The sequence below is a fragment of the Rhodovarius lipocyclicus genome (genome assembly GCF_009900765.1).
Lineage (GTDB): Bacteria > Pseudomonadota > Alphaproteobacteria > Acetobacterales > Acetobacteraceae > Rhodovarius > Rhodovarius lipocyclicus.
This window is the reverse complement of the sequence record NZ_JAAABL010000048.1, coordinates 1-26,177: the sequence shown is the minus strand read 5'-3', so window position 1 is coordinate 26,177 and position 26,177 is coordinate 1. Positions and strand designations below refer to the sequence as shown.

The 26,177-nt window shown below is 68.8% G+C and carries 25 protein-coding genes; 15 read left to right on the top strand and 10 right to left on the bottom strand.

Annotation, left to right across the window (positions count from 1 at the left end; all coding sequences use genetic code 11):
• Positions 1-336 precede the first annotated feature (336 nt).
• The 5 genes from GT007_RS19570 to GT007_RS19550 all read right to left on the bottom strand — a co-directional run bounded on the left by GT007_RS19570 (position 337) and on the right by GT007_RS19550 (position 5,484).
• On the bottom strand, positions 337-1,206 hold the full coding sequence (locus GT007_RS19570) for a (Fe-S)-binding protein (protein WP_268894562.1): 870 nt from the start codon (positions 1,204-1,206) through the stop codon (positions 337-339).
• Positions 1,203-1,604: a 4Fe-4S dicluster domain-containing protein gene (locus tag GT007_RS19565; RefSeq protein WP_160123358.1), complete on the bottom strand. Its 402-nt coding sequence runs from the start codon at positions 1,602-1,604 to the stop codon at positions 1,203-1,205. The genes GT007_RS19570 and GT007_RS19565 overlap by 4 nt, the downstream gene beginning before the upstream one ends.
• A gap of 111 nt (positions 1,605-1,715) precedes the next feature.
• A complete protein-coding gene (locus GT007_RS19560) occupies positions 1,716-2,810 on the bottom strand; it encodes an alanine racemase (RefSeq protein ID WP_160123357.1) in 1,095 nt (364 codons plus the stop codon).
• Positions 2,807-4,363, bottom strand: a complete 1,557-nt coding sequence (locus tag GT007_RS19555) for a M81 family metallopeptidase (protein WP_160123356.1) — start codon at positions 4,361-4,363, stop codon at positions 2,807-2,809. The genes GT007_RS19560 and GT007_RS19555 overlap by 4 nt, the downstream gene beginning before the upstream one ends.
• The gene (locus tag GT007_RS19550) at positions 4,360-5,484 is read right to left on the bottom strand and encodes a threonine synthase (RefSeq protein ID WP_160123355.1); all 1,125 of its coding nucleotides are present in this window, start codon (positions 5,482-5,484) and stop codon (positions 4,360-4,362) included. The genes GT007_RS19555 and GT007_RS19550 overlap by 4 nt, the downstream gene beginning before the upstream one ends.
• A 923-nt stretch (positions 5,485-6,407) precedes the next feature.
• Here GT007_RS19550 and GT007_RS19545 point away from each other — a divergent pair.
• The 9 genes from GT007_RS19545 to GT007_RS19505 all read left to right on the top strand — a co-directional run bounded on the left by GT007_RS19545 (position 6,408) and on the right by GT007_RS19505 (position 15,765).
• Entirely contained in the window at positions 6,408-7,502 is a 1,095-nt protein-coding gene (locus GT007_RS19545) for a M20 family metallopeptidase (protein ID WP_160123354.1), read from the top strand.
• Positions 7,503-7,552: 50 nt separating this feature from the next.
• The gene (locus GT007_RS19540; RefSeq protein WP_160123353.1) at positions 7,553-9,646 is read left to right on the top strand and encodes an acetate--CoA ligase family protein; all 2,094 of its coding nucleotides are present in this window, start codon (positions 7,553-7,555) and stop codon (positions 9,644-9,646) included.
• Positions 9,643-10,497, top strand: a complete 855-nt coding sequence (locus tag GT007_RS19535) for a MaoC family dehydratase (protein ID WP_160123352.1) — start codon at positions 9,643-9,645, stop codon at positions 10,495-10,497. Before GT007_RS19540 ends, GT007_RS19535 begins: the two co-directional genes overlap by 4 nt.
• A gap of 168 nt (positions 10,498-10,665) precedes the next feature.
• Entirely contained in the window at positions 10,666-11,346 is a 681-nt protein-coding gene (locus tag GT007_RS19530) for a 3-oxoacid CoA-transferase subunit A (RefSeq protein ID WP_160123351.1), read from the top strand.
• Between the two features lie 62 nt (positions 11,347-11,408).
• Positions 11,409-12,050 (top strand): 3-oxoacid CoA-transferase subunit B, encoded by a 642-nt coding sequence (locus GT007_RS19525; protein WP_160123350.1) that lies wholly within the window; start codon positions 11,409-11,411, stop codon positions 12,048-12,050.
• On the top strand, positions 12,047-13,102 hold the full coding sequence (locus GT007_RS19520) for an acyl-CoA dehydrogenase family protein (RefSeq protein WP_160123349.1): 1,056 nt from the start codon (positions 12,047-12,049) through the stop codon (positions 13,100-13,102). The genes GT007_RS19525 and GT007_RS19520 overlap by 4 nt, the downstream gene beginning before the upstream one ends.
• A complete protein-coding gene (locus tag GT007_RS19515) occupies positions 13,102-13,872 on the top strand; it encodes an enoyl-CoA hydratase/isomerase family protein (protein ID WP_160123348.1) in 771 nt (256 codons plus the stop codon). The genes GT007_RS19520 and GT007_RS19515 overlap by 1 nt, the downstream gene beginning before the upstream one ends.
• 1 nt (position 13,873) lies before the next feature.
• Complete coding sequence (locus GT007_RS19510; protein WP_160123347.1) at positions 13,874-15,043, top strand: acyl-CoA dehydrogenase family protein; 1,170 nt, start codon at positions 13,874-13,876, stop codon at positions 15,041-15,043.
• A 77-nt stretch (positions 15,044-15,120) separates the two neighbouring features.
• On the top strand, positions 15,121-15,765 hold the full coding sequence (locus tag GT007_RS19505; protein ID WP_160123346.1) for an invasion associated locus B family protein: 645 nt from the start codon (positions 15,121-15,123) through the stop codon (positions 15,763-15,765).
• Between the two features lie 72 nt (positions 15,766-15,837).
• Here the strand turns inward: GT007_RS19505 and rpsA are convergent, their stop codons facing one another.
• The 4 genes from rpsA to GT007_RS19485 all read right to left on the bottom strand — a co-directional run bounded on the left by rpsA (position 15,838) and on the right by GT007_RS19485 (position 19,750).
• Entirely contained in the window at positions 15,838-17,523 is a 1,686-nt protein-coding gene (gene rpsA, locus GT007_RS19500; protein WP_160123345.1) for a 30S ribosomal protein S1, read from the bottom strand.
• A 435-nt stretch (positions 17,524-17,958) separates the two neighbouring features.
• Positions 17,959-18,360, bottom strand: a complete 402-nt coding sequence (locus GT007_RS19495) for a hypothetical protein (RefSeq protein WP_160123344.1) — start codon at positions 18,358-18,360, stop codon at positions 17,959-17,961.
• Positions 18,357-18,659: a rod-binding protein gene (locus GT007_RS19490; protein ID WP_160123343.1), complete on the bottom strand. Its 303-nt coding sequence runs from the start codon at positions 18,657-18,659 to the stop codon at positions 18,357-18,359. Before GT007_RS19490 ends, GT007_RS19495 begins: the two co-directional genes overlap by 4 nt.
• Positions 18,659-19,750 carry a flagellar basal body P-ring protein FlgI gene (locus GT007_RS19485; protein WP_236571767.1) on the bottom strand — a complete coding sequence of 364 codons (1,092 nt, stop codon included), beginning with the start codon at positions 19,748-19,750 and terminating at the stop codon, positions 18,659-18,661. Before GT007_RS19485 ends, GT007_RS19490 begins: the two co-directional genes overlap by 1 nt.
• Positions 19,751-19,983: 233 nt before the next feature.
• Between GT007_RS19485 and GT007_RS19480 the strand changes: the two genes are divergently transcribed.
• Positions 19,984-20,406, top strand: coding sequence for a flagellar assembly protein FliX (locus tag GT007_RS19480; RefSeq protein ID WP_160123341.1), 423 nt, complete (start codon positions 19,984-19,986; stop codon positions 20,404-20,406).
• Positions 20,407-20,569: 163 nt separating this feature from the next.
• Positions 20,570-20,983, top strand: a complete 414-nt coding sequence (gene dksA / locus GT007_RS19475) for an RNA polymerase-binding protein DksA (protein ID WP_201451985.1) — start codon at positions 20,570-20,572, stop codon at positions 20,981-20,983.
• A 109-nt stretch (positions 20,984-21,092) separates the two neighbouring features.
• Here dksA and GT007_RS19470 read toward each other — a convergent pair whose 3' ends face one another.
• The gene (locus GT007_RS19470; protein ID WP_160123339.1) at positions 21,093-21,398 is read right to left on the bottom strand and encodes a hypothetical protein; all 306 of its coding nucleotides are present in this window, start codon (positions 21,396-21,398) and stop codon (positions 21,093-21,095) included.
• A 212-nt stretch (positions 21,399-21,610) separates the two neighbouring features.
• Here GT007_RS19470 and GT007_RS19465 point away from each other — a divergent pair, with 212 nt between their 5' ends.
• The 4 genes from GT007_RS19465 to GT007_RS19450 all read left to right on the top strand — a co-directional run bounded on the left by GT007_RS19465 (position 21,611) and on the right by GT007_RS19450 (position 25,836).
• A complete protein-coding gene (locus GT007_RS19465; RefSeq protein ID WP_160123338.1) occupies positions 21,611-23,014 on the top strand; it encodes an amidase family protein in 1,404 nt (467 codons plus the stop codon).
• Positions 23,011-24,408 carry an amidase family protein gene (locus tag GT007_RS19460; RefSeq protein WP_160123337.1) on the top strand — a complete coding sequence of 466 codons (1,398 nt, stop codon included), beginning with the start codon at positions 23,011-23,013 and terminating at the stop codon, positions 24,406-24,408. Before GT007_RS19465 ends, GT007_RS19460 begins: the two co-directional genes overlap by 4 nt.
• Before the next feature lie 17 nt (positions 24,409-24,425).
• Positions 24,426-24,740: a hypothetical protein gene (locus GT007_RS19455; protein ID WP_160123336.1), complete on the top strand. Its 315-nt coding sequence runs from the start codon at positions 24,426-24,428 to the stop codon at positions 24,738-24,740.
• A 118-nt stretch (positions 24,741-24,858) separates the two neighbouring features.
• Complete coding sequence (locus GT007_RS19450; RefSeq protein ID WP_160123335.1) at positions 24,859-25,836, top strand: Bug family tripartite tricarboxylate transporter substrate binding protein; 978 nt, start codon at positions 24,859-24,861, stop codon at positions 25,834-25,836.
• Positions 25,837-26,177: the final 341 nt, after the last annotated feature.

Sequence of the window (26,177 nt, the reverse complement as noted above, 5' to 3'; positions counted from 1 at the left end):
CGATGCCGAAAGCGGAACCTTGCGCCGTTCCGGGCTGGCTCGATCGAGCCAGCCCGGAACGTCGTAGCAACACTGTTACCTAGGCTGCCGGTCTAAACTGTTACCAAGGTTCACGGTTGTAGACCCCGACACCCCCGCAAAGGGTTGTAACAACCCTTTGAACCCATTTATCGGCGCCTTACCTTGGCAGGTGGGGCGCCATTTTCATTATTAATATCAATAAGAAACACCTTCCCAAGGTCAGCGCCAAACTGATGGGGTCCAGGGGCCTTTCGGCTCCTGGCGGGGATGCAAGGGGCGGCGCCCCTTGCTGGGGTCAGGGGCAAGGCCCCTGCGCTACCGGTTCAGCTCCGGCAGCACATACTTCTCCACCGCATCCGCCCCCGCGGCCGCGATCCGCGCCGACCCGATCAGCGCGGCCGGGTCGGTGCTGTTGCGCCATTCCTTGTATTCGTCGCCATGCGGCAGCCCGGCGCTTTCGCCCAGGATGTGCGCCCAGTTCCGCACCCGGAAGCCATGGGTCTTTTCCAGCCCCACCAGTTCCCGGTGGCAGGAATGGAAGATGCTGACGATGGTGTCCGCCTGCACCTCTCGCGCGGCGGCGACCAGGCGTTCCAGATGCGCGGGCAGCGCGCCGGGCACGCCCGCCAGGCCGAAACACATGTAGCTGGCGCCGCGATAGGGGTGCTCCAGCACCTCAAGCCCCGGCACCAGGCGCAGCAGGCCGAGCACCGCCGCATTCACCAGGGCGCGGTCGTTGAAGCCGGTGTGGGTGTCCACCAGCACCCGGCCCGCCACGGGGCGGGTCAGCAGGGGGGCCAGGGCGTCGCGGCGCTGCCACAGGGCCTCGGTGACGTGGGAATGGCCGAAGCGGGGTTCCTGCGTGGCGCCCATGAAATCGTCGAGGTTCATGTGGCAGGTCGGGCACCAGGTGATGACCTGCTTCGCGCCGCTGTCGTTGAAGTGGGACATGGTGCGCCGGGCCATGCCCTCGGCGATGCGGGGCTGGCTTTCCTTGGGGCTGCCGCAGCAGGCGCCGGGGCCGCCGATGGGGGCGGCCGGCACGCCCGCGCATGCCAGCAGATGGGCGGAGATGCGGATGATCTCCGCATGGCGGGTCATGTTGCAGCCGTACCAGAACAGAGCATCTGGCGGCCTGCTTGTCCCTTCCGCGCTGCGCGCTTCAGGGGCAGGACTTTGGGTCACAGCCACTTCTCCTGTTCGTCCGGCGTGAAGCCCAGCCGTGCGAAGGCCTTCACAGTGGGCATGGCGCGGCTGGCGTCACGCGGGGGCATGGTGCCGTTTTCCTGCGCCTGGAACTTGGCCAGGCGCAGCATCAGCATGGGGTTCACGCCCTCCGGGCAGGCGGGGATGCAGCTGCCGGTGCGGGTGCAGGCGGAAACCCAGCCCTTCGCGGCGGCATCGCCGGCACCGCCTTGCAACAGGTCCAGCACGCCGGCCACCACGGCGCCGGGGGCCACGCCCTCGGCGGCGGGGATGAACGGGGTCATCGGGCAGGCCTCGTAACAGGCGCCACAGCGGGTGCAGGCGGCGAGCATGCCCGCCGTCTCCTTCTCCCGCAGGTCGGACCAGTTGGCGTACATCGCCGTCAGACACTCCCGATCTTCTCTCTCAAGCGCCCGAACGGGCGCCGCCGGCAATCCGGCGAAGCCCTGGCGGCGGAGCCGCCGCCCGGCGTCCGAGGGCACACAAGACTACCAGTGGTTCACCCGGTCCCACACCGCGATCACCTCCTGCCCGCCATCCACCACATTGTAGTGGGTGTGGGCGGCGACGGTCATGCAGGTGTGGTTGGGCGCCACCCGCACCTTGTCGCCGATATGGAAGGACGGATTGCCGGGCACCACCACCTCGCCATGCTCCTGATAGGCACGGCGCATGATGGCATCGCCGAAGCTGGGTTTGCCATCGATATCCAGCATGCGGCCGAAGCCGAAATCCTTCGGCGCGGCCTCGGTGCTGCGGTCCTTGCTCATGGCCATGGCGCCGGCATCCAGCAGCACCGTGCCGCGATCCGGGCGCTGGCCGATCACGCTGGCCAGCACCGTCACCGCGATATCCTCCAGCGGGTGGGTGCCGATCTGGCCCTGGAACAGGTCGCCGAACATATAGACGCCGGCCCGCACCTCGGTGATGCCCTCCAGGCTTTTGGCGTAGAGCGCGGTGGGGGAGGAGCCCATCGAGACGATCTTGGCCTTCAGCCCCGCATCGCGCATGGCCTGGGCGGTGTCGGCCACAGCCTTCCGTTCGGCCTCCGCCACCTCCTCCATCTGCGCCTGGCTGCGGCCGAGGTAGGAATGCCCGCCATGGGTGAAGGTGCCGAGCATCTTGTTGCCCAGCGCGCGGGCCACGGCCATCGCACCCTCGGGCACGGCGCCGCCGCGATGCTCGCCGCTGTCCACCTCCACCAGCGCCGCGATCTGGCCGGGATGGGCCGCGATCTTTCCGGCCATCTCCACATCGTCGGTGATGATCTTGATGCGCGCGCCGGCCGCGTTCATCGCCGCCACGCGCTCCAGCTTCTGCGGCGTGATGCCCACGGCATAGATCTGGTCGATCCAGCCGGCATCGGCGAAATACTGCGCCTCCGCCAGGGTCGAGACGGTGATGGGCCCGAAATTCGGCGCGGCCAGCATCGCCACGTCGCGGCTTTTCGCGGTCTTCATATGCGGGCGCAGCACCACGCCGGGGTGGCGGGCCATCGCATCCGTCATCAGCTTCAGATTGCGCTTCAGGATGGACAGGTCGAGCACCAGGCAGGGCGTCTCAAGGTCATTCAGGGTCGTCACGGCCAAGTGGCCTCCGTATCGATGGGCAGAGAGGGTCGCGGGACATGCTTCCAGTCGAAGCGCGTCAGGATGGGCGAGGTTAGGCCCGGCCCATCCACCTCCACGATCTGGTCGTGCTGGAAGAACTCGTCGAAGCCGCCGCGGAAATGGCCGCGGCTTTTCACCACCACCGCGCGCTGGGCCGCGATGTCGATGCCCAGATGCTCCAGGAAGGCGGGGTCGGCGCATTGGGTGCGCTCGGAGATCACGACGACCTCGATCCCGCCAGCATCGTGTGGCCGATTCACCGCCTCCGGCCCCGCGGGCCTCGGCGGATCGGACACAAGCCGCAGCCGGGCCGTCTTGCCCAGCTGCATCACCGTGCCGCCATAGATGCCGCGCCGGCCGGTCACCTGGCCGTCGGACAGCTCCACCACCTCGGCGGGGGCGGAGAACTCGCGGCTGAACTCGTCCAGCCCGCCCTGGTTGAACACGGCGGTGAAGCGCGCGCCCTTGCCCAGCTGATGGGCCTCGGCCGCCAGCCGCGCGTCGTTGATCACGCCGAACACCGCGCCCCGCACGCCCGCCGCGTGGAAGGCGCGCAGGATCTCCATCGTGTTGCCGCGCCCGCCGCCGCCCGGGTTGTCCGCCACATCGGCGAAGGCGAGCGGCACGTCGCTGGTCAGGGCGCGTTGGGTCGCTTCCTCGATCGGCGTCAGGCGCGCGATGAAGCGGTGGCGGCGCGCCCAGGCGGCCTCGGCCAGCTCCTGGGCCAGCGCCTCGGCGGCGTCCCGCTCGGTGGCGGTGACGACCACGGTCATGCCGTTGAAGGGCGTGTCGCCATAGGCGAAGCCCCCCATGACGGAGACATTGGCGATGCGCGGGTCCATCCCCGCGCGCTGCTGGCCCAGGTTGATCACCTCCGCATAAGGCCCCTGGGCGGTCAGCATCGACACGGTAGGCGCGATGATCGGCAGGCGGCGGTGCGCGCGCACGAAGCGCTCGCCCGCCAGCAGCCGGCGCATCAGCTGGGCGGATTCGACGCCGCGCTCCCGCATGTCCAGGTGCGGGTTGGTGCGATAGCCGACGAAGGCATCGTTCAGCGCCACATTCTCCGCGCTGATATTGCCATGCAGGTCATAGCTGCAGACGAAGGGCACATCGCCCAGAATCTCCCGCACCAGGGCCTGCAGGGCGCCTTCGGGGTCGTGCAGGTGTTCGGCCAGACCCGCGCCGTGCAGGACGGCATAGACCCCCTCCACCTGGCCGCGCAGGGGTTCGAGCCCCGCGCGCCATTCGGCCATGAAGCCCTCGAACACATCGCGCGCCACGGGGCCCCAGGGCTCGGACATCGCCAGCATGACGGGGCGCGGCTGCCACGGGCCGGTCGCGTCCATGGCGGTGACGAAGCCCGGCATCTCACCCAAGGCGCGGGAGGATGCGGCGCGGGCGTCGGTCACGATCTCCTCGCCGCGCAGCAGGCAGCGGTTGGTGAAATCGTGCAGGGTGGCGACGGGCGCCCAGCGGTTGCACTCGATGGAAAAGCCCAAAAGGGCGATGCGCGGCGCGCTCATACGGCGACCCCCAGGAATTCGGCATAGCGCGGCGTGGCCTTCAGCCCGGTGCCGGTCAGCACCACCACGGTCTTTTCCGCGCCGCCGATCCGGCCCGCGGCCAGCAGCCGCTCGAAGGCCGCCGCCGCCTGGGCGCAGGTGGGCTCCACATAGACACCGCGCCGCGCCAGCATCAGGGCGGCGTCCTTGATCTCGTCCTCGGTCAGCAGCACGGCGCCGCCGCCGCTCTCGCGCATCGCCTGGATGCATTCGCGCTGGCGCAGGGGTTTGGCGATGGCCGTGCCCTCCGCGATGGTGGGGATGGCCTCGGCCTCCGGCAAACCCAGTTCCGCGCGGCCGATTGGGCCGCAGTTTTCCGGCTGGGCGGCGAAGATGCGCGGCAGGCGGTCGATCTGGCCCGCCCGCAGCAGCTCCGAAAACCCGATGTAGCAGCCCAGCACGTTGGAGCCCGCGCCGCAGGGCACGATGACGTTGTCGGGCGCCTGGAAGCCCAGATCTTCCCACAGCTCATAAGCCAGCGTCTTCGTGCCGTGCAGGAAGAAGGGCTGCCAGTTGTGGCTGGCGTAGAAGATGTTCGCGGCCTCGGCCTCCGCGGCCTCCGCGCAGTCCTGGCGGGTGCCGGGGACGAGTTCGATCTCGGCGCCCACCGCGCGGGCCTGCACCGTCTTGGCGGGGGAGGTGTAGGCCGGGACCATGATCTTGGAGCGCATGCCACCGGCGGCGGCATAGGCGCTGACGGCGGCGCCGCCATTGCCGGACGAATCCTCCAGCACATGGCCGATGCCCTGGGCGCGCAGCAGGGACAGCATGACCGAGGCGCCGCGGTCCTTGAAGGAACCGGTGGGCATGAACCACTCGCATTTCAGCAGCGCCGTGCCGCCGGCCAGCGGGAACTCGATGAGGGGGGTGCAGCCCTCACCCATCGTGATCGGTGCGTCGGGGATGAAGGGCAGGGCGGCGGCATAGCGCCAGATGCTGCGCCTGGACCGGTCGATGTCGTCGCGGGAGATGCCGGGCAGGTCTGTCAGCAGCAGAGGCTGGCGGTCGTCGCCGCACCAGCGGGGGGTGGCGAGCGGCCAGGTCTGGCCGGTGAAGGGGTCGAGATAGGCGGTCTGGCTCATGGGGGGAGACAGTCGCCTTGGCGGGGTGGGGAGGCAAGCCCTGGGGGCGGTAATGTCCGGCGGCCCGGCGGCGGGGGCGTCGCCCCCGTGCCCCCACCAAGGGCGCTGCCCTTGGAACCCGCCAAAGGCCGGGAGGCCTTTGGAAACCGGAACTTTATAGCCATCTACTCTAGGATGGAGTCGCCAAGCCATGACTACTAGCACGAAACTAAATTCTTGGGATCACAGACCTCGCTCTGAAATGTGCACTCTTCAGAATCGGGACTGATTATTGCAATGTACAGCAATGCAGGATTGGGAATCTGCCTGGAAGCAGAGCGCTATACCGGTCGTTTGGCGGTCTGGGGAAAAGGGCACGCAGCTCGCGGTTCGTTTACCCTACTCAGGGAATAACCATCTCTGGCTGCGCAGCCATCGCCGAAGCAAACCAAAATGGGACTCCAAAGGAAAATATTGGAGCGTTCCAAAGTCTTGGTTAAACGACATAACTGAGCGTGCCTTGGTTGAATTCGGTTCAATTTACATAATCCAGCCCTACCGCGCATTTGAGATATGTGCATCTGCGTGTCAGAATGCGATTGGTCATGAGTGCACATGCTCCTGCATGGGAAGGTATCATGGCCACGGAAACGACGGCTCTTGGTTTGAAGTAACAGACGCCTTTTCGTTTCGGACACGCAGGAGAGGCCAGACCGCCAGTAAGAACTGGGCCGTTCGCAAGCTTGTCGCTCGGAGCCTGCCTCCCAAACACTCGGGCTCTGAGAATCTAGTCGAACGTTAAGGTGATGGCAGGTCCAGGAGGCACTGCCTCCTGGCGGGGTGGTCAGGGGCGGCGCCCCTGACTGGGGTCCAGGGGCAAAGCCCCTGGAAAAACCTCCCCACCCAACTTCCCAAACCCCCGCATCCGCCCCAGCCTACCCCCCATGCCGCTCACCCCACTCCCCGCCCTCGCCCAGGCCCTCGTCCGCATCGACAGCCGCAGCCGCCTCTCCAACCTCCCCGTCGCCGACCGGGTCGAGGCCGAACTCCCCGGCTTCCACATCGAGCGCCTGGACTACACCGACGCCGCCGGCGTCCAGAAGCGTTGCCTCATCGCCCATCGCGGCCCACCGGGCGGCTATGCCCTGTCCGGCCACATGGACACGGTGCCCGAGACCGGCTGGACCAATGACCCCTGGTCGGGCGCCATCGACGCCGAGGGCATCCTGCATGGCCTGGGCAGTGTGGACATGAAGGGCCCGGTCGCCGCCTGCATCGTCGCGGCGCGTGAGTGCCCGCCCGAAACCCCCGTCACCCTGCTGATCACCACCGACGAGGAATCGACCAAGGCCGGCGCCCGCGCCGTCGCGGCCAGCCCTTACGCGCGCTCGCTCGGCCTCAAGGGCATCATCGTGGCGGAGCCGACCGGCCTGGCGCCGGTGCGCGGCCACCGCGCCCATGTCGCCTTCACCGCGGTGGCGGAGGGGGTGCAGGCCCATTCCTCCACCGGCAAGGGCGTGAACGCCAACTGGGCGCTGATCCCCTTCCTGGCGGAGATGAAGGAGATCTTCACCCGCCTGCGCACCGACCCCGCCTGGTTCGACACCGCCTATGACCCGCCCTTCAGCGACTTCAACCTGGTGATCGACAATCACGGTACGGCGGTGAACGTGACGGCGGCCCGCGCCACCGCGCTGATCAAGTTCCGTTACTCCCACCGCATCGACCCCACGCCGATCATCGACGCGGTGCGCGGCGCCGCCGACCGCGCCGGCATCAACGTCACCTGGGCGCTGGAGGGCACGCCCCCCGAGCTGCCGCTGGACCACCCGCTGATCCGGCTCTGCGTGGCCGAAACGGGCCAGCAGGCCACGACCGTGCCCTTCGGCACCGATGCGAGCGAGCTGCAGGCGCTGGCCCCTTGCGTGATCCTGGGCCCCGGTTCCATCGCCACCGCCCACACCCCGCACGAGCATGTTTCGCTCAGCGATCTTGCGAAGGCCGTGGATTTATACAAACGTTTGCTCGCCACTGGCTGAGCCACGGGGGAACAACCCGGGCCGGGCGGTGGCGAAAGATGGGAAACGTCATGAACATCAATAGCTTCGCCTCGCTCGATCCCTTGATTCGCCCCCGTTCCATCGCCATTGTCGGCGCTTCGGACGACGCGACCCGCATCGGCGGGCGGCCCATCGCCTATATGAAGTCGCAGAATTTCCACGGCACGATCCTGCCGGTGAACCCCAAGCGCGACGTGATCCAGGGCATCCCCGCCTATGCCGATGTCGCCGCCCTGCCGGAGGTGCCGGATGTCGGCCTGATCGCCGTCTCGGGCGATGCCGCCCTGACCTCGGTGGAGGCGCTGGGGAAGAAGGGCGCCAAGGGCGTCATCATGTTCACCGCCGGCTTCGCGGAGATGGATGAGGACGGCGCGAAGAAGCAGGAGGAGCTGACCGCGATCTGCCGGAAATACGGCATGCGGCTGCTGGGGCCGAACTGCCTCGGCCTGTTCAACGCGGATATCGGCTTCTACCCCATCTTTTCCTCCGCCTTCGACGGCGGCTGGCCGGTGAAGGGGCGCATCGGCATCGCCAGCCAGTCCGGCGCCTATGGCACCCATGTGTATTCGGTGGCGCGCAACCGCGGCCTCGGCACGCCGGTCTGCGTCACCACGGGCAATGAGGCCGATGTGGCCCTCGGCGACGTGCTGGGCTGGATGGCCCAGGCGCCGGAGGTGGATGTGATCCTGGCCTATGCCGAGGGCATCCGCGAAAGCAAGAAATTCCTGGCCGCGCTGGAGCTGGCGCGCGCCAACCGCAAGCCGATCGTGATGATGAAGGTCGGCCGCAGCGCCCTGGGCGGGGAAGCCGCGAAATCCCACACCGCCTCCATCGCCGGCGACGATGCCGTGACGGAGGCCGTGCTGAAGGAGTTCGGCGTGCTGCGCGCCACCAGCACGGAACACGCGCTCGATGTCGCCTATGCCGCCACGCGGCGCATCTATCCGGTGCACAACACGCTGGGGGTGCTGACCGTCTCGGGCGGCGCGGGCGTGCTGATCTCCGACGCGGCGGAGGCGCTGGGCTTCGACATGCCGCCGATGCCCGAGGACGCGCAGAAGATGCTGAAGGGCCACATCTCCTTCTGCGCGCCGCGCAACCCGGTGGATTGCACGGCCCAGGTGGTGAACCAGCCGGCGCTGATCGGCACCTTCGCGGAAAGCCTGGTGGTGGATGGGGGCTACAGCTCCATCCTGGGCTTCTTCACCCAGACCGGCGGCAGCAAGATGATGGCGCCGCATATCCGCGCCGAGATGAACAAGGTGAAGGCCCAGCACCCGGACCGGCTGTGGTGCCTGTCGGTCATCGCCCCGCCGGAGATGGTGCGCGAATACCAGGATGACGGCTTCCTGGTGTTCGAGGACCCGACGCGGGCCGTGGTCGCCCTGCACGCGATGGAGCATTTCGGAAAGGCCTTCGCCAACCACAATGTCTGCGCCGTGCCGCTGCCCGTGGTGGAGTTGCCCGACACCACCCCCAGCGAGGCCGAGGCCAAGCGCATCCTGGGCAATGCCGGCGTGCCCGGCGTGCCGGAATATGCCTGCGCCGATGTGCATGTCGCCGTCGATGCGGCGGAGGCCATGGGCTATCCGGTGGTGCTGAAGATCCTGTCGCCGGACATCCTGCACAAATCCGAAATCGGCGGCGTGATCCTGGATGTGGAGGACGCGCTGAGCGTGCGCCACGGCTTCGAGACGCTGCTGCAGCGCGCGAAGGAACACGCCCCCACCGCCCGCATCGAGGGCGTGCTGGTCGCCAAGCAGATCAAGGGCGGCACGGAGATGGCCTTCGGCGTGGTGAACGACCCGGTCTTCGGCCCGGTCGCCATGGTGGGGCTGGGCGGCATCTTCATCGAGGTGCTGAAGGATGTGGCCTTCCGCCGCTGCCCCTTCAGCCCGGCCGAGGCCGAGGCGATGATCCGCTCCCTGAAGGGTTTTCCCCTGCTGGACGGCGCGCGGGGGCGGCCCAAGGCCGACCTCAAGGCGCTGAGCACCGCCCTGTCCAACCTCTCCGCCTTCGCCACCGCCGCCGGGCCGCGCCTGGCCAGCGTGGACATCAACCCCGTCTTCGCCCTGCCGGACGCCTGCTACGCCGCCGACGCGGTGCTGGAGATCACGCCGTGATCGACCCCGTCGCCCTGCTGAACTACCCGATCCCGGAGATCCGCCAGACGCTGCGCTGGCAGGATGTGGCGCTGTACAATTTCAGCGTCGGCCTGGGCGCGGACCCGATGGACAAGGCGCAGCTGCGCTTCCTGGACGAACGCCAGCTGGTCGCCATGCCCAGCATGGCGGTGGTGCTGGGCTATCCGGGTTTCTGGGTGCAGAACCCCGCCACGGGCGTGGATTGGGTGAAGGTGGTGCATGGGGAGCAATCCCTGACGCTGCACAAGCCCCTGCCCACCAGTGGCGAGGTGGTCGGCACCAGCCGCGTCACCCGCATCATCGACCGCGGCGCGGGCAAGGGCGCCATCATCTACTCCGAGCGCGTGGTGAAGGATGCCGCGACCGGGGAGAAGCTGGCCACGCTGGCGATGTCCACCTTCGCGCGCGGGGATGGCGGCTTCAACGGCGACCCGGGCCCCGCCCCCAAGCCTCACCCGGAGCCCGACCGCGCGCCGGACCTGGCGGTGGAACTGCCCACGCGCCCGGAACAGGCGCTGATCTATCGCCTGAACGGGGATTTCAACCCGCTGCACATGGACCCCGACGTGGCCGCCAAGGCGGGTTTCCCGCGCCCCATCCTGCATGGGCTGGCCAGCTTCGGGGTGGTCTGCCACGCGCTGATGCGGGGCCTGTGCGAGTATGACGTGACGCGCTTCGGCGCGATGGACGCGCGCTTCTCCTCCCCGGTCTATCCGGGGGAGACGCTGCGGACCGAGATCTGGCACAAGGAAGGCGGCGCCGCCTTCCGCACCCGGGTGGTGGAACGCGGCATCGTCGTTGTTTCGAACGGGAAGTTTCGCTTTGCGTGAACAGGCGTATTCTCGGGGGGAAGTCTCCCCCCGAATCCCCCCTCTACTTTTGCAAGTCCGGGCCGGCATTCCCCATCGGGGTGCCCTCGAACTCGCAAAAATAAAAGAATGGGGGCCCTGGGGAAATTCTTTTCCCCTGTTTCGGGTCATCGAGGAAATGGAACACCAATGATCAACAAGATCGTGCAGAGCATGGCCGAGGCGATGGAGGGCATCAAGGACGGCTCCACTGTGCTCATCGGCGGTTTCGGTTCCGTCGGCCAGCCGGATGCGCTGATCGAGGGGCTGATCGAGCAGGGCGCGAAGGACCTGACCTGCGTCGCCAACAATGCCGGCACCGGCCATGTGGGCCTGGCGCGGCTGATGGAGCTGGGGCGGGTGCGCAAGATCATCTGCTCCTTCCCGCGCAGCGCGGGTTCGGTGGTGTTCGAGGAGCTGTACAAGGCCGGCAAGCTGGAGCTGGAGATCGTGCCCCAGGGCACGCTGGCCGAGCGCATGCGCGCCGCCGGCGCCGGCATCCCGGCCTTCTACACCGCCACCGGCGCCGGCACCCTGCTGGCGCGCGGCAAGGAAGCGCGTGAGTTCGACGGCCGCGACTATATCCTGGAAAAATCCCTGCCCGCCGATGTCGCGCTGATCGAGGCGTGGGAGGCCGATCGCTGGGGCAACCTGATCTACAAGGACAGCGGCCGGAACTTCAACCCGGTGATGGCCATGGCCGCGACCCTGACCATCGCGCAGGTGCAGAACATCGGTGAGCTGGGCACGCTGGACCCGGAAAAGATCGTGACCCCGGGCGTGTATGTGAACCGCGTGCTGCGCGTCGATCGCGGCGCGCCCTGGGCGTGAAGACGGATTTATGGACCGGGGCCGCGCGCGGCCCTAACCTCTCCCAACGGAGGAAATAACCAATGCAGCCCTTTTCCCGCAGCCAGATGGCGGCGCGCGCCGCCTCCGATATCCCGGAAGGCTGGGTGGTGAACCTCGGCATCGGCATGCCGACGGCCATCGCCGACCATGTGCCGCTCGACCGCGAAGTGATCTTCCAATCCGAGAACGGCGTGATCGGCATGGGCCCCGCCCCCGACAAGGCGCATGAGAACCCCTGGCTGATCAACGCCGGCAAGGCGATGGTCACGCTGCGTCCGGGCGGCTCCTACGTCCATCACTCCGACAGCTTCGCGATGATCCGCGGCGGGCACATCGACCTGTGCGTGCTGGGCGGCTTCGAAGTAGCCGAGAACGGCGACCTGGCGAACTGGGCCACCAGCGAGAACGACAGCGCCCCCGCCGTGGGCGGCGCGATGGACCTGGGCGCCGGTGCCAAGCGCCTGTGGGTCATCATGGACCACACGACCAAGGATGGCCGGCCCAAGCTGGTGGACCAGTGCGGCTATCCGCTGACCGCGCTCGGCACCGTGAACCGCGTCTACACCAACCTCGGCGTGTTCGATGTGGTGAAGGGCACGGGCTTCGTGGTGCGCGACCTGGCGCCGGGCGTCACGCTGGAATACGCGCAGTCCCAGTCCGCCGCGAAGCTGCACACCACATGAGCAGCGCGGCGGGGATCGCGCCCTACAGCGATGACCAGGCCGAATCCGCGCGGATGATCCGCGACAGCGCGGCCGGATACGCAACCGACGTGGCCCGCGCGCGGGCCCTGCGCTTCACCAACCCCGGCTTCTCGAAGGACACCTTCCGGGAGATGGGCGAGCTGGGCTGGATCGGCCTGGCGGTGCCCGAGGCGGCCGGGGGCTCGGGCCTCGGCATGGTGGAACTCGTCACGCTGTCCGAGGAACTCGGGCGCGGGCTGGCGCCGGAGCCGGTGATCCCGGCCACCCTGTCGGCCCTGCTGCTGGCCGAGGCCGGTGAGACCGAACTGCTCGGCCAGCTGCTGGCCGGCGAGGCCGTGGTGCTGACCGCCTGGCAGGACCGGGCCGCGACGCTGAAGCCCTGCCTGGATGCCGCGGCCACGCGCCGCTTCATCCCGATGGCCGCCGGCGCCACCCATTTCCTGGTGCCGACCGAGGCCGGGCTGACGGTGGTGGAAGCCGCCGGCGCGGACCTCGTCACGGAACCCACCAATGATGGCGGGAACCTCGGAACCCTGCGCCCCAAAACCTACCAATCGGTCGGTCAGGCCACCCTCGGCCCCGCGCTGGACAAGGCCGCGCTGGCCACCGCCGCCTATCTGCTGGGCGGCATGGAGGCGGCCTTCGCCATGACGCTGGCCTATCTCAACACCCGCCAGCAGTTCGGCCGCATCATCGGCACCTTCCAGGCGCTGCAGCACAAGGCGGTGGATGTGAAGGTGCAGATCGCCCTGACCCGCGCGGCGGTGGAACAGGCGGCGGCGGCGCTGGATGCCGGCACCACGGGCGATGCGGCCTCGGCCCTCGTCTCCCGCGCCAAGGCGCGCGCCAGCGAGGCCTCGATGATCGTGGGCCAGATGTGCGTCCAGCTCTCGGGCGGCATCGGCTACACGGACGACTACGATGTGGGCCTGTACCTGCGCAAGGCGATGACGCTGGCCCCGCTGTTCGGGGGCGCGGCCCTGCACCGCGCCCGCTTCGTGCAACTCAGCCCCGAGACGGAGGACGCGTGATGGATGCTCCCGTGATGCGCGTGGTCGCCGAGAAGCAAGGCGCCGTGCTGACCCTGACGCTCGATTACCCGGCGCGCCGCAACGCGCTGGCCATGCCCCTGCGGCGTGAGATCGAGGAGGCGATGGAGGCCGCCAGTTCCGACGGCACCCGCGCGGTGGTGATCACCGGCGCCGGCGGGCATTTCTGCTCGGGCGGCGATATTTCCGGCATGGATGTGAAGGGCATCGTGGATGGGCGGGAGCGCATGCGCCGCACCCACCGCTTCATCCAGCTGATGGCCTTCGGCAATTTGCCCGTGGTGGCGGCGGTCGAGGGCTATTGCGTCGGCGCCGGCCTGTCGCTGGCCTGCATCAGCGACACGGTGATCGCGGGCGACACCGCGAAGCTGGGCGCCGGTTTCGGCAAGATCGGGCTGATGGCCGATCTCGGCCTGCCCTTCACCCTGCCGCAGCGGGTGGGCGTGGCCAAGGCGCGGCAGATCCTGCTGTATCACAAGCAGTATTCCGCCGCCGAAGCCCTGGCGATGGACCTGGTGGATGAGGTGGTGCCCGCCGGCCAGGCCCTGGCCGTCGCGCAGGAACGCGCGGCCTTCCTGGCCGAGCAGGCCCCCGCCCCCATGGCCCTGACGCGCCAGATGCTGGCCCAGGGCCTGCATGACGCGCTGGAGGTGGAGCGCCACTTCCAGGCCGCCCTGTTCGCCACCGGGGACTTCCGTGAAGGCCGCGACGCCTTCCTCAACAAGCGTCAGCCCGTCTTCAAGGGGGTGTGAGATGAACGCCATCGCCGGGACCGAACCCGAGGACCTGAACGCGCTGGATGACGACAGCTTCCGCCTCGTCGTCCGCCGCTGGATCGAGGCGAACTACCCGCCCGAACTGCGCAACCCGCCCAAGCGCCTGCATTGGGAGGAGAACAACCCCTGGTACTTCAAGCTGGCCGAGAAGGGCTGGCTGTGCCCGGGCTGGCCGCGGGAATATGGCGGCCTCGGCCTGGGCCCCATCAAGCAGATCATCTTCACCGAGGAGCTGGAACGCTGGGGCTGCGCCCGCAGCAACGACCATGGCATCATCATGCTGGGGCCCTTGCTGATCCGCTATGGTTCCGAGGAGCAGAAGAAATACTACCTGCCGAAGATCCTCAGCGGCGAGCATGTGTGGTGCCAGGGCTATTCGGAACCCAATTCCGGGTCCGACCTGGCGTCGCTCCGCACCTCCGCCGTGCTGGACGGCGACGAGTATGTGGTGAACGGGCAGAAGATCTGGACCACGCTGGCATCCGACGCCAACTGGATCTTCCTGCTGGTCCGCACCGACCCCACGGCCAAGAAGCAGGAGGGCATCTCCTTCCTGCTGGTGGACATGAACACGCCGGGCATTACGGTGCGCCCCATCATCAACCTCGAGATGCATGACGAGTTCTGCGAGGTGTTCTTCGACAATGTCCGGGTGCCCAAGGCGAACCTGGTCGGCCAGCTCAACAAGGGCTGGGACATGGCGAAGGCGCTGCTGAGCTTCGAGCGCATCTACCTCGGCAGCCCCCGCCAGTCGGCCTATGCGCTGACGCGGCTGAAGCAGCTGGCGGAGAAGATGGGCGTGTTCGAGGACCCGTCCTTCGCCACCACCTATGCCAAGCTGCGGACGGATTTCGAGGATCTGAAGGCGCTGTACGGCCGCTATGTGGAAGTGCTGAAGCGCGGGCAGCCGCTGGGCGCCGATGTGTCCCAGTTGAAGATCGTGCAGTCCGAGCTGTTCCAGCGCATCACCGAGACGATGATGGCGATCGCCGCCGAAAACGCCGGGTTGATGGAACCGATGGAAGGCAACCGGAACCTGAACCCGGCGGGGCTGTACATCCAGGCGCGGCCGACGACCATCTATGGCGGCACCAGCGAGATCCAGCGCAATATCATCGCGAAGAACGTGCTGGGTCTTCCGGGTTAACAAAAATACCTGATGCCCGGGATTGCACCGGCAACAGAACGCCCATTAGCCTTCCCCGGCATATTCGGGGTCGGCTGATGGGTTTTTCTATGCGGGTGGGCGTGGTGCTGATGGCCTTGGCGGCCACGGGCTGCGCGGGCGGCAAGAATGTGGGCAATGCCGGCAACGGCCCAGCCACGGGCCAGCGCTTCACGAGCTTCCCGGGCAATCCCTGGTCCGTCTCCTGCCTCACCTTCCCCGGCATGCCCGAGGACCAGCGCCAGAGCTGCCGGGCGGAGCTGCAACTGGGCACCCCGGCCTCCGCCATCCAGGCCGGGATGTTCACCGTCACCGGGGGTGCACGCTGGCTGCTGCGCACCCAGGCGCCGGTGACGGGCTTCGCGGTGCAGGTGGATGGCCACCCGGTCATCTATTTCGGCCGCTGCCTGACGCCGGGCATGCCGTGCTCCATCGACCAGAACGTCGGGCCGCAGATGACGCAGGAACTGCTGGCCGGGCGCTTCCTGGTGGTGACGGTGTTCGGCCCCTGGGGGAACATGACCCAGCGCTCCCCCACCGCGGGCTTGGCGGAGGCGCTGCGCAGCGCGGTCTCGCAGACCTCCCCGGGCGTGCTGCGGCCGGAGAACATGCCGCCGCCGGGCAGCGTGATGCCCCCGGCCGTGCCGGCGCCCGCCCCGGCGGCGCCCGCCGCCCGGACCACCGGCCGCCCCCTCAACTTCTGAACACAAAAAACCCCGGCAGGCCTGCGCCCGCCGGGGTTCCTGTTTGGAAGGGGCCCGAAGGCCCCCGCCGGATTACTCGCCCTTGGTCGCCATCTCGCGCTGGCGGCGGATGGCCGCGCCCAGGATGTCGCCCAGCGAGGCACCGCTGTCGGAGGTGCCGTAGTCGCGCATCGCCTCGCGCTCCTCCTGCACTTCCTTGTCCTTGACGGACAGCGCCAGGCGGCGCGCGGCGCGGTCCACCTGCAGCACGCGGGCGTCGATCTTCTCGCCGACCGCGAACTTCTCGGGGCGCTGGTCCTGACGGTCACGCGCCAGCTCCGCACGGCGGATGAAGCCCGTGAGGATCTCCTCCACGCGCACTTCGACGCCATTGGCCTCGATCTTGGAGACGATGCCCGTCACGATGTCGCCCTTGCGGACGCGATCCAGCACCTCGGCGGCCGGGTCGGCCTCCAGCTGCTTGATGCCGAGCGAGATGCGCTCCTTCTCGACATCCACATCCAGCACCTTGGCCTTGACGATCTCGCCCTTCTGATAGACGGCGAGCGCCTGCTCGGCCGGCTGATCCCAGGAGAGGTCGGACAGGTGCACCATGCCGTCGATGTCCGGGCCAACCGCCACGAACAGGCCGAACTCGGTGATGTTGCGGATCTCGCCCTCGATCACGCTGCCCGGCGGGTTCTTCTCGTAGAAGACATCCCACGGGTTGCCCTGGGCCTGCTTCAGGCCAAGGCTGATGCGGCGCTTGGGTTCGTCCACATCCAGGATGAGGACTTCGACTTCCTGGCTGGTGGCCACGATCTTGCCCGGGTGGACGTTCTTCTTCGTCCAGGACATCTCGCTGACATGCACCAGGCCTTCGACGCCCGGCTCCAGCTCCACGAAGGCGCCGTAGTCGGTGATGTTCGTCACGCGGCCGGAGAACTTGCCCTGCACCGGGTACTTCACCGCCACGCCGTCCCACGGGTCGGACATCAGCTGCTTCATGCCCAGGGAGATGCGCTGCGTCTCCTGGTTGAAGCGGATGACCTGCACCTTGACCTTCTGGCCGATTTCCAGGGCCTCGGACGGGTGGTTGATGCGGCGCCACGCGATGTCGGTCACGTGCAGCAGGCCGTCCACGCCGCCGAGGTCAACGAACGCACCGTAATCGGTGATGTTCTTGACCACGCCGTCCAGGATCATGCCTTCCTTCAGGCCCTGCACCAGCTCGGCGCGCTGCTCGGCGCGCGTCTCTTCGAGGACGGCGCGGCGGGACACGACGATGTTGCCGCGGGCGCGGTCCATCTTCAGGATCTGGAAGGGCTGGGACTGGCCCATCAGGGGGCCCACATCGCGCACCGGGCGGATATCGACCTGGGAGCCGGGCAGGAACGCCACAGCGCCGCCGAGATCGACGGTGAAACCACCCTTCACGCGGCCGAAGATGATGCCGTTGACGCGCTGGCCGGCATTGGCGGCCTTCTCAAGGTTCGTCCAGGCTTCCTCGCGGCGGGCCTTCTCACGGCTCAGGACGATCGAACCGTCCTTGTCCTCATAGCGCTCGACAAACAGCTCGACCGTGTCGCCGGCCTTGATCTCGGGCTTCTGGCCCGGGGGAGCGAATTCCTTGAGCGGAACGCGGCCCTCGCTCTTCAGACCGACATCGACAACCGCGAAGTCATCGTCGATCCGCACGATGCGACCAGTGACGACGGAACCGGCGAAACCGGTATCCGGGCCCAGCGTCTCATCGAGCAGGGCAGCAAAATCTTCCATGGTATCAACCAAGTGGCTTGGTCCTAGTGGCCGGGCCGCGATATCGCGGGTCAGCCGGGTTTGCGCCCCCGCCGACACGGACCACCCGTGGACAGGCACGGCTTGCGGTACACCCCGCCAAAGCCCCGGGCGCGTAACGGTCCGCCCAGTTTCCGTAGGCCCCGAAAGGCCAAAAACGCCCCAAAAGGCGCCTGAGTGGGGCATATCCGCTTATGCAACGGCCGGGTCAAGTATTGAATCGCGAAACATGGGTGGGGTGCAAAGACCGCGAGGGTTGCGCCCCTGGCAGGAGTCGAAAGGCCCCTGGCCCCCAGAAGCTCTGGCACTACATCCCGGTGGCGCGATTCCATCTGATTTTCATCATGAAAATGGCGCCCCACCGGCCAAGGCAAGGCGCCAATCCATGGGTTCCAAGGGTTGCTACGGCCCTTGGCCTTACACCCGCGCCGAAAGCGCCAGCGCCGGCGCCTGTTTCGGCGCCCTGAACTGCCCGCGCGCCCCATAGCCCGGCACATGCGCCCTGGGCAGGGCCGCCCCCGCGATGGTCTCGATCACGCGGGATTGCAGCGCGATCGCGCTTTCCAGCAGCTTGCGGTTTTCCGCCCCCAGGTTCTGCAGCCGCGAGTGCAGGTCGGCGGTCACCTGGCGCTGCCCCACCTCCGTGCGGGCGCCGATGCGGGCGGCGGCGGCGAAGGCCTGGGCGAAGGCGTCGCTGGCCTGGATCTTCACGCTGGCGAGCGTCGCGGCCCGGTTCAGGTCCAGCGCGGCCAGGGCCTGGTTCTCGGCCTCCAGCGCCTCGGCCAGGCGGGTTCCTGCGGTGATCACGGCGTCCATCATGGGCGGCTCTCCTGCGTTGGGGTTGCGGTGGCGTTCGCCTGCACCTGGATCATGTGCCGCAGCACCATGTCCCGGATGCCGATGCCCCCGGCGCGGGCCACGTTGTTGGCCAGCGCGTCGGTCATCATGGGTTGCCATTGTTCCTCGGCCGCGCCGCCGCCGAAGGTGCCGCGCGCGTTGCGCACGGTGTCGAACATCGGCTTCAGCATCATGGACAGGAACTGGCCTTCCAGCCGCTGCGCGGCGTCGCGCATGCGGGGGGTGGCCTGGGACAGGTTGGTGGTGGCGGCGATGTCCATCAGCGGATCTCCAGCTCGGCCTGCAAGGCACCGGCGGCCTTGACGGATTGCAGGATGGTGATGAGGTCCCGCGGGCCGACGCCCAGGCTGTTCAGCCCGCGCACGAGTTCCTGCAGGGAGATGCCGCCGCGCAGCACGCCCAGCCGGCGCTCGGCCTGGTCATCCACCTCGATCTGGGTGCGGGGCACGGTGGTGGTCTCGCCATTGGACAGCGGGTTGGGCTGAGAGACCTGGGGCGTTTCCGTGATGCGGATGGTCAGATTGCCCTGGGCGATGGCGACGGTGGAGACGCGCACATTCGCCCCCATCACGATGGTGCCCGAGGCTTCCTCGATGATCACCCGCGCGGCCTGGTCGGGTTCCACGCGCAGCTGCTCGATATCGGTCAGCATGCCGATGGGCTCCCGCCCGCGCAGAGAGAGCAGGACGGTGCGCGGGTCCGTCGCGCGGGCGCTGCCGGCGCCCATGGCGCGCTCGATGGCGGCGGCGATGCGGCGCGCGGTCGTCAAATCCGGGTTGCGGAGCGAAATGCGCAGCTGGTCCCGCCCGGCCAGGGAGAACGGCACGCCACGCTCGACAATGGCGCCGGAGGAAATGCGGGCGGAGGTCGGCACGCCGCGGTTGACGCTGGCCGCCGCCCCGCGCGCGGCGATGGCCCCGGTGGTGACCGCCCCCTGGGCCACGGCATAGACCTCTCCGTCCGCGCCCAGCAGGGGGGTGACCAGCAGCGTGCCGCCGGTCAGGTTGGTGGCGTCGCCGAGCGCCGAGACGGCGATGTCGATGCGGCTGCCGGGCTGGGCGAAGGCGGGCAGGTTGGCCGTGACCATCACGGCTGCGACGTTGCGGGTGTCCAGGCGGGTTTCATTGTCCCGCGTGTTCACGCCCAGGCGTTCCAGCATGCCGACCAGGGATTGGCGGGTGAAGATGGCGGTGCGCAGCCGGTCGCCGGTGCCGTTCAGCCCCACGACCAGGCCGTAGCCCACCAGCTGGTTGTCGCGCACGCCCTCGAAATCCGCGATGTCCTTGATGCGCACGGGCTGGGCGATGGCGGCGAGGCTGGGCAGCAGCGCAAGCGCCACCACCAGAGCCATTTTCGCCAGTCGGAAAGTATTTTCCCGCATCATCGCCCAGTTCCGTCTGTTCGGGCGGGGCGAAGCCCCGGCGTATTCGCCGGTTCGGGGATATTCCCCTGGCCTCGCACCATCCGGAATGACGGTGGCAAGTGCCGTGCCAGGGTTTTGGCCCGGTCTGGCAGGCTCCGGCCCGGCAATCCCTGCCGGGCGGCGGCAATCCAGGCGGGGTCCCGGCAATAGGGGGTTGGGTGATGGACATGCGCGTACAGCGAAGCCAGGGGGCGAAGGGGGCCGGGGCCGCCCAGGGCACCCAGCCGGGCCAGGCCGGGTTCCGCCTGCCGGGGGCCACGCCGCAGGGGGGCACGGTGGGGGCCGCCGGGGTGGTGTCGCTGGGGGCCAGCCTGCCGCTGGCGGCGCTGGCGGCCAGCCGGGGCCCCAGCCCGCGTGATGCCGTGGCCCAGCGCCGCGCGCGCGGGCTGCTGGGGGGGCTGACGGCGTTGCAACGGGAATTGCTGGGCGGCGCGCCGGACGATGCGGCGCTGCAACGCCTGCTGGGCCTGCTGGAGGGCGAGGACGGCGAAGACCCCGCCCTGAGGGAGGCCGTGCAGGACCTGGCGCTGCGGGCACGCATCGAATTACTGCGCCGTGGCCTGGATCGTGCGCGGGGTTGCTGAAAATTGCTCAGCCAAAGTGCATGGTTGCGTGAAAACTGCGTTTCAGGGGGTTGGGTCAGGGGTTCACCCCCTTTTCTTGCGAATGGCTCGCGCATATGGTGCGGCGCGCCTGCCACCAGCCAAACGTCGGGTTTGGCGTGGCGTAGTGGGGACGTTCTCAATGTTGGCCACGCTTCCGCCGGATTACCGTCCCTCTGACGACGAAGAGTTCATGAATCCCCTGCAGTTGGAGTATTTCCGGCAGAAACTGCTGCGCTGGCGGCTGGATCTGCTTCGGGAAGCCGGGGAGACACTGAACAGCCTTTCCGAAGGCGGAATCGCGGAGGCTGACCTGACTGACCGCGCCAGTGTCGAGACCGACCGGGCGCTGGAACTGCGCACCCGGGACCGGGCCCGCAAGCTGATCGGCAAGATCGATCAGGCCCTGGACCGCATCGAAAACGGCACCTACGGCTATTGCGAGGAAACGGGCGAGCCGATCGGCCTGCGCCGCCTCGAAGCCCGCCCCATCGCCACCATGTCGATCGAGGCGCAGGAGCGCCACGAGCGCATGGAACGCATCCACCGCGACGACTGAGAGCGCGCCGCGCTCACACGAAAAAACCGGCCCCCCTTTCGAGGGGCCGGTTCCGTGGGGCTCGGAGCTCCCGGCTCCATGGCTTCCGGGAGATCAGGCCCCCCGTGGGCTACCCGCGGAGACCGGAGGCAGGCACCCAGATGGTGCGGTCACGGCCGGCGACGTTCTCCACCGCGGGCACCTGGCCCGCGAGGCCCTGTTGCGCCGGGCCATTGTCCAGATAGCTGATCACCGGCCGACCCTCATCCACACCCGTGACGACGGCCACGCCGCCGCCCACGATGTTGCCGCGCGCGGCCTGGCCGTACACGACATGCTGGCTGGCGAAATCGCCCGCGATCCGGGGGGCTTCCTCGGCGAAGGCCGCGGTGGTGGAAAGCAGCGCCGCGACGGCGGCAATGGCGAACTTGTTCATATCCGGTCTCCTGTTCTCTCTGTGAGGGCCGCCGTCTCCGGCCGCCCTTCGGTGAACAGACAGATGCTCCGTTCCGCCGCACTTTCCCAATCATGGCTCGGCATCGTGGCCATACGCCCAGGTTATGAAACCTTTTTCGCACCGCACCCCGGGTTCCCCTCCCCCCGGAAAGGGGCCTAGCCTCCGCTTCCGGAACCGCTGTGAGGCTTGCCGTGACCGCTCTTTACGCCCTCCCCGCCACCGAGATCGCCGCCCGGGTGAAAGCCCGGCAGCTGTCCGCCACAGAGGTGACGGAGGCCGTACTGGCCCGGATGGATGCGGTGAACCCCGCCATCAACGCCGTGATCCTGCCCCTGCATGAGGAAGCGCGCGAGGCCGCCCGCGCCGTGGACGCCGCCATCGCGCGCGGCGAGGACCCGGGCGCGCTGGCCGGCGTGCCGATCACCATCAAGGCGAATGTGGACCAGAAGGGCCACGCCACCACCAACGGGCTGGTGTTGCAGAAGGACCTGATCGCCGAGCAGGACAACCCGATGGTGGCCACCCTGCGCCGCGCGGGCGGCGTCATCATCGGCCGCACCAACACCCCGGCCTTTTCCCTGCGCTGGTTCACCAGCAACAACGTGCACGGCCATACCAAGAACCCCTGGAACCCGGGCATCACGCCGGGCGGGTCCTCGGGCGGGGCGGGTTCGGCCACGGCGGCGGGCATCGGCGCCATCGGCCAGGGCAGCGATATCGGCGGCTCCATCCGCTATCCGGCCTATGCCTGCGGCATCCATGGGCTGCGGCCCACGCTGGGGCGCATCCCGGCCTGGAACGCCTCGGGCGCCGAGCGCGACATCGGCGGGCAGCTGATGGCGGTGCAGGGCCCGCTGTGCCGCACCATCGGGGATATCGAGCTCGCCTTCCAGGTGATGACCACGCGCGACGCGCGCGACCCCTGGTATGTGCCCGCCCCCCTGAAGGGCCCGGAGGCCCCCAAGCGCGCCGCCCTGTGCATCCGCCCCGAGGGGCTGAACACCGTGCCGGAGGTGGAGGCCGCCCTGCGCGACGCCGCCCGCCGCCTGCAGGATGCCGGCTGGACCATCGTGGAGATCGACAGCCTGCCGCCGCTGCGCGAACCCGCGCGCCTGCAATCCCAGATGTGGCTGGCCAGCCTGCCGCGCGGCGGCATGGCCCTGGCCGAGAAGGAGAACGAGGCGGCCTCGCTGGGCGTGTACCGGCACATGATCGCCATCACCCCGCCGGCGGACCTCAACAGCTTCCAGGATGCGCTGACCAAGCGCGCGGGCTTCGTGCGGCAGTGGATGCTGTTCTTCGAGAAGTATCCGGTGGTGATCTGCCCGGTCTCGGCCGAGCTGCCCTTCCCCGACCAGCAGGACACCAAGGGCTTCGAGGCCTTCCAGCGCGTGCTGGAATCGCAGCTGACGCAGGTGGGCCTTCCCTTCATGGGGCTGCCGGGGCTGACGGTCTCCACCGGCCTGGTGAACGGCAACATCCCCGTGGGCGCGCAGCTGCTGGCCGGGCGCTATCGCGAGGATCTGCTGATCGCCGCCGGCGCCGTTATCGAGGCGGGCGGCACCCCCGCCACCCCGGTGGACCCCGCCCTGTGACCGCCCTGTTCGCCCTGCCCGCCCATGAGATCGCCCGCCAGGTGAAAGCGCGGGAGGTCTCGGCGAAGGAGATCACCGAGGCCGCGCTGGCGCGGATGGACGCGGTGAACCCGGCCATCAACGCCATCACGGTGCCCCTGCATGAGGAAGCGCGGGCCGCCGCCGCCGCGGTGGACGCCGCGATCGCGCGCGGGGAAAACCCCGGCCCGCTGGCGGGCGTGCCCGTCACCACCAAGGAAACCACCGACCAGACCGGCCACCCCACCACCATGGGGCTGGTGACGCTGAAGGATAACATCGCGGCGCAGGACAGCCCGGTGATCCAGAACCTGCGCAAGGCGGGGGCGGTGATCATCGGGCGCACCAACACGCCGGCCTTCGCCACGCGCTGGTTCACCAGCAACAACCTGCATGGCGCGACGAAAAACCCCTGGGATGCCGGGCTAACGCCGGGCGGCTCCTCGGGCGGGGCCAGCGCCGCCGTGGCGGCGGGCATCGGCGCCATCGCCCATGGCACGGATGCGGGCGGTTCCATCCGCTACCCGGCCTATGCCTGCGGCGTGCATGGGCTGCGGCCCAGCCTGGGGCGCATCCCGTCCTGGAACGCCTCGATGCCCGAGCGCGATATCGGCGGGCAGCTGATGGCCGTGCAGGGCCCGCTGGCCCGCTGCATCGAGGACGTGCGCCTGGGCCTGCTGGCCATGGCGGCCCGCGACATCCGCGACCCCTGGTGGGTGCCCGTGCCCTTCGAAGGCCCCGCCGCCCCCCGCCGCGCGGCGCTGTGCGTGGCGCCGGAGGGCATGGCCGTGCAGCCCCCCGTCATCGCTGCCCTTCGCGACGCCGCCGCCCGCCTGGCCGATGCCGGGTATGAGGTGACGGAGGTCGATGCCCTGCCGCCCCTGCGGGAGGCGGTGCGGATCAACCTGGCCCTCTGGACCGCCTTCCTGCCGCGCGGCGGGCTGGCGGCGGTGGAACGCGAGGGCGAGCAGGCGAGCCTGGACAGCTATCGCTACATGATGGAGATCGCCCCGCCCCCTGGGCTGGATGGCTATCAGGACCTGCTGACGCGCCGGGCCACCCTGCTGCGGCAATGGATGGTCTTTTTCGAGCAATACCCGGTGGTGCTGTGCCCGGTCTCGGGCGAGCTGCCCTTCCCGGACCAGCTGGACACCCAGGGCTTCGCGGCTTTCCAACGCATCGCGGAGGCGCAGACCATCATGCTGGGCACGCCGGCGCTCGGCCTGCCGGGGCTGGCCGTGGCCACCGGCACGCAGGGCCGCACGCCGCTGGGCGTGCAGTTGCTGGCGGGACGTTTCCGGGAGGATCTGCTATTGGCCGCGGGCGCCGAGATCGAGAAGCGCGGCCTGCCCGAACTGCCTGTGGAGCCCCAATGATGCGCCTTGCCCCCCTTATGCTGCTGCCGCTGCTGGCGGCCTGCGCCACGCAGCCCAGCCAGGACGCCTGCCCGGGCGATTTCACCCTGACCAACCAGTCCTCGCGCCCGGTGGAACAGCTGTATGCCGGCTCCGACCGCGACCTGCTCGACCCCTCCGTGCTGCCGCCGGGCCAGACGGCGCGGCTGCGGGCCCAGCAGCCGCTGAACACCCGCCTGCGCCTGGTGTTCGACGACGGCCGGGCGGTGGAGCTGGGGCCGGTGAACCTGTGCTCCCTGCCGCGCGTGGTGGTGGGGCCGGGCGGCATCCAGGCCAATCCCGGCGGGCGGTAACGCTCCTGGCATGTGATTTGCCTATCCCGTAGGCGGACCGGGGTGCCCGGCTCACGTCGCGGGGAAGATGCGCCAAAGATATGCACACTCCCCGTGCATTCGCTTCACGGGAGAGCACATGAATCGTCGCCAAATCCTCGCCACCGGGCTGGCCCTGCCGCTGGCGGCGCCCGCCCTGGCCCAATCCGGCGCCTGGCCCACCCGCGGGTCCATCCGCCTGATCGCGCAGTTCCCGCCCGGCGGGCTGGTCGATACCGTGGCACGGCTGATGGCGCCCGCCATGTCCCAGGCGCTGGGCCAGACCGTGGTGGTCGAGAACCGCGCCGGCGCCGGCGGCGTGATCGGCACCGATTTCGTCGCCAAGGCCGCGCCGGATGGCTACACCTTCCTGGTCAGCCATGCCTCGGTGCATGTGTATTCCACCGCCACCATGCCCAGCCTGCCCTTCGACCCCGTCACCGACTTCACCCATATGGGCATGCTGGTCGAGGCCTCGAACGTGCTGCTGGTGAAGGGCGACAGCCCCTATCGCACGCTCGACCAGTACGTCACCGCCGCGAAGACCCGCGCCGTGCGCTATGGCAGCTCGGGCATCGGCTCCGCCCCCCACCTGCTGGGCGCGATGCTGAGCGCCGAGGCCGCCGCCCCCCAGCTGGACCACGTGCCCTATCGGGGCAGCGCCCCCGCCCTGCAGGACCTGATGGCGGGCGTGATCGAGAGCTTCATCGACCCCATCACCACCAATGTGCAGATGATGAAGGATGGGGTGCTGCGCGCGCTCGCCGTCTCCACCCCGCAGCGCCTGCCGGCCTTCCCGGATGTGCCGACCTTCGCGGAGCTGGGCTTCCCGAAGCTGACCAGCGCGCAATGGCTGGGCCTGTCCGCGCCCAAGGGCCTGCCGGCGCCGATCGCGGAACGCATGACGGCACTGATCCCGGCCCTGGTCACGCGGCCGGAACTGCGCTCCCGCTTCGAGGAATTGCAGACCCTGCCGCGCAACCCGCCGCCGCTGGGGGCGGATTTCGTGAACATCATGCGCCAGCAGATCACGGATTGGACCGCCGTGGCGCGGCAGTTCAATATCGTGGTGAGCTGAGGCGCGCGGCGGGGGCTTTGCCCCCGGGCCCCAGTCAGGGGCTCTGCCCCTGACGACCCCGCCAAAGGCCGAAAGGCCCTTGGAACCCATCTATTGGCGCTTCATCTTGGCAAGCGGGGCGCCAATTTTATATTCAAAATCAATAGGAAACACGTTTCCAAGGCTTGGCTCCAACTGCTCGGGGTCCAGGGCCGCTACGGTCCTGGCGGGGGTGTCGGGGGTGTTCAGACCGGACACATCCCTGACTGATGTTCGGAGAGATGGTTGACGGTTTTTGGGTGAGAGTTTCGCGGGAGCGGAGCGATGCCCTGGAAGCCTGTATCGATCATGGACAGTCGCCG

What these genes read in the sequence shown, in the direction of transcription:
- GT007_RS19565 (WP_160123358.1), bottom strand. Translation starts at nt 1,604, where the DNA reads ATGTACGCCAACTGGTCCGACCTGCGGGAGAAGGAGACGGCGGGCATG.
- GT007_RS19540 (WP_160123353.1), top strand. Translation starts at nt 7,553, where the DNA reads ATGAACATCAATAGCTTCGCCTCGCTCGATCCCTTGATTCGCCCCCGT.
- GT007_RS19505 (WP_160123346.1), top strand. Translation starts at nt 15,121, where the DNA reads ATGGGTTTTTCTATGCGGGTGGGCGTGGTGCTGATGGCCTTGGCGGCC.
- GT007_RS19510 (WP_160123347.1), top strand. Translation starts at nt 13,874, where the DNA reads ATGAACGCCATCGCCGGGACCGAACCCGAGGACCTGAACGCGCTGGAT.
- GT007_RS19490 (WP_160123343.1), bottom strand. Translation starts at nt 18,659, where the DNA reads ATGGACATCGCCGCCACCACCAACCTGTCCCAGGCCACCCCCCGCATG.
- GT007_RS19555 (WP_160123356.1), bottom strand. Translation starts at nt 4,363, where the DNA reads ATGAGCGCGCCGCGCATCGCCCTTTTGGGCTTTTCCATCGAGTGCAAC.
- GT007_RS19485 (WP_236571767.1), bottom strand. Translation starts at nt 19,750, where the DNA reads ATGGCTCTGGTGGTGGCGCTTGCGCTGCTGCCCAGCCTCGCCGCCATC.
- GT007_RS19545 (WP_160123354.1), top strand. Translation starts at nt 6,408, where the DNA reads ATGCCGCTCACCCCACTCCCCGCCCTCGCCCAGGCCCTCGTCCGCATC.
- GT007_RS19450 (WP_160123335.1), top strand. Translation starts at nt 24,859, where the DNA reads ATGAATCGTCGCCAAATCCTCGCCACCGGGCTGGCCCTGCCGCTGGCG.
- GT007_RS19530 (WP_160123351.1), top strand. Translation starts at nt 10,666, where the DNA reads ATGATCAACAAGATCGTGCAGAGCATGGCCGAGGCGATGGAGGGCATC.
- GT007_RS19455 (WP_160123336.1), top strand. Translation starts at nt 24,426, where the DNA reads ATGCTGCTGCCGCTGCTGGCGGCCTGCGCCACGCAGCCCAGCCAGGAC.
- GT007_RS19495 (WP_160123344.1), bottom strand. Translation starts at nt 18,360, where the DNA reads ATGATGGACGCCGTGATCACCGCAGGAACCCGCCTGGCCGAGGCGCTG.
- GT007_RS19470 (WP_160123339.1), bottom strand. Translation starts at nt 21,398, where the DNA reads ATGAACAAGTTCGCCATTGCCGCCGTCGCGGCGCTGCTTTCCACCACC.
- GT007_RS19520 (WP_160123349.1), top strand. Translation starts at nt 12,047, where the DNA reads ATGAGCAGCGCGGCGGGGATCGCGCCCTACAGCGATGACCAGGCCGAA.
- GT007_RS19480 (WP_160123341.1), top strand. Translation starts at nt 19,984, where the DNA reads ATGGACATGCGCGTACAGCGAAGCCAGGGGGCGAAGGGGGCCGGGGCC.
- GT007_RS19515 (WP_160123348.1), top strand. Translation starts at nt 13,102, where the DNA reads ATGGATGCTCCCGTGATGCGCGTGGTCGCCGAGAAGCAAGGCGCCGTG.
- GT007_RS19550 (WP_160123355.1), bottom strand. Translation starts at nt 5,484, where the DNA reads ATGAGCCAGACCGCCTATCTCGACCCCTTCACCGGCCAGACCTGGCCG.
- GT007_RS19525 (WP_160123350.1), top strand. Translation starts at nt 11,409, where the DNA reads ATGCAGCCCTTTTCCCGCAGCCAGATGGCGGCGCGCGCCGCCTCCGAT.
- rpsA (WP_160123345.1), bottom strand. Translation starts at nt 17,523, where the DNA reads ATGGAAGATTTTGCTGCCCTGCTCGATGAGACGCTGGGCCCGGATACC.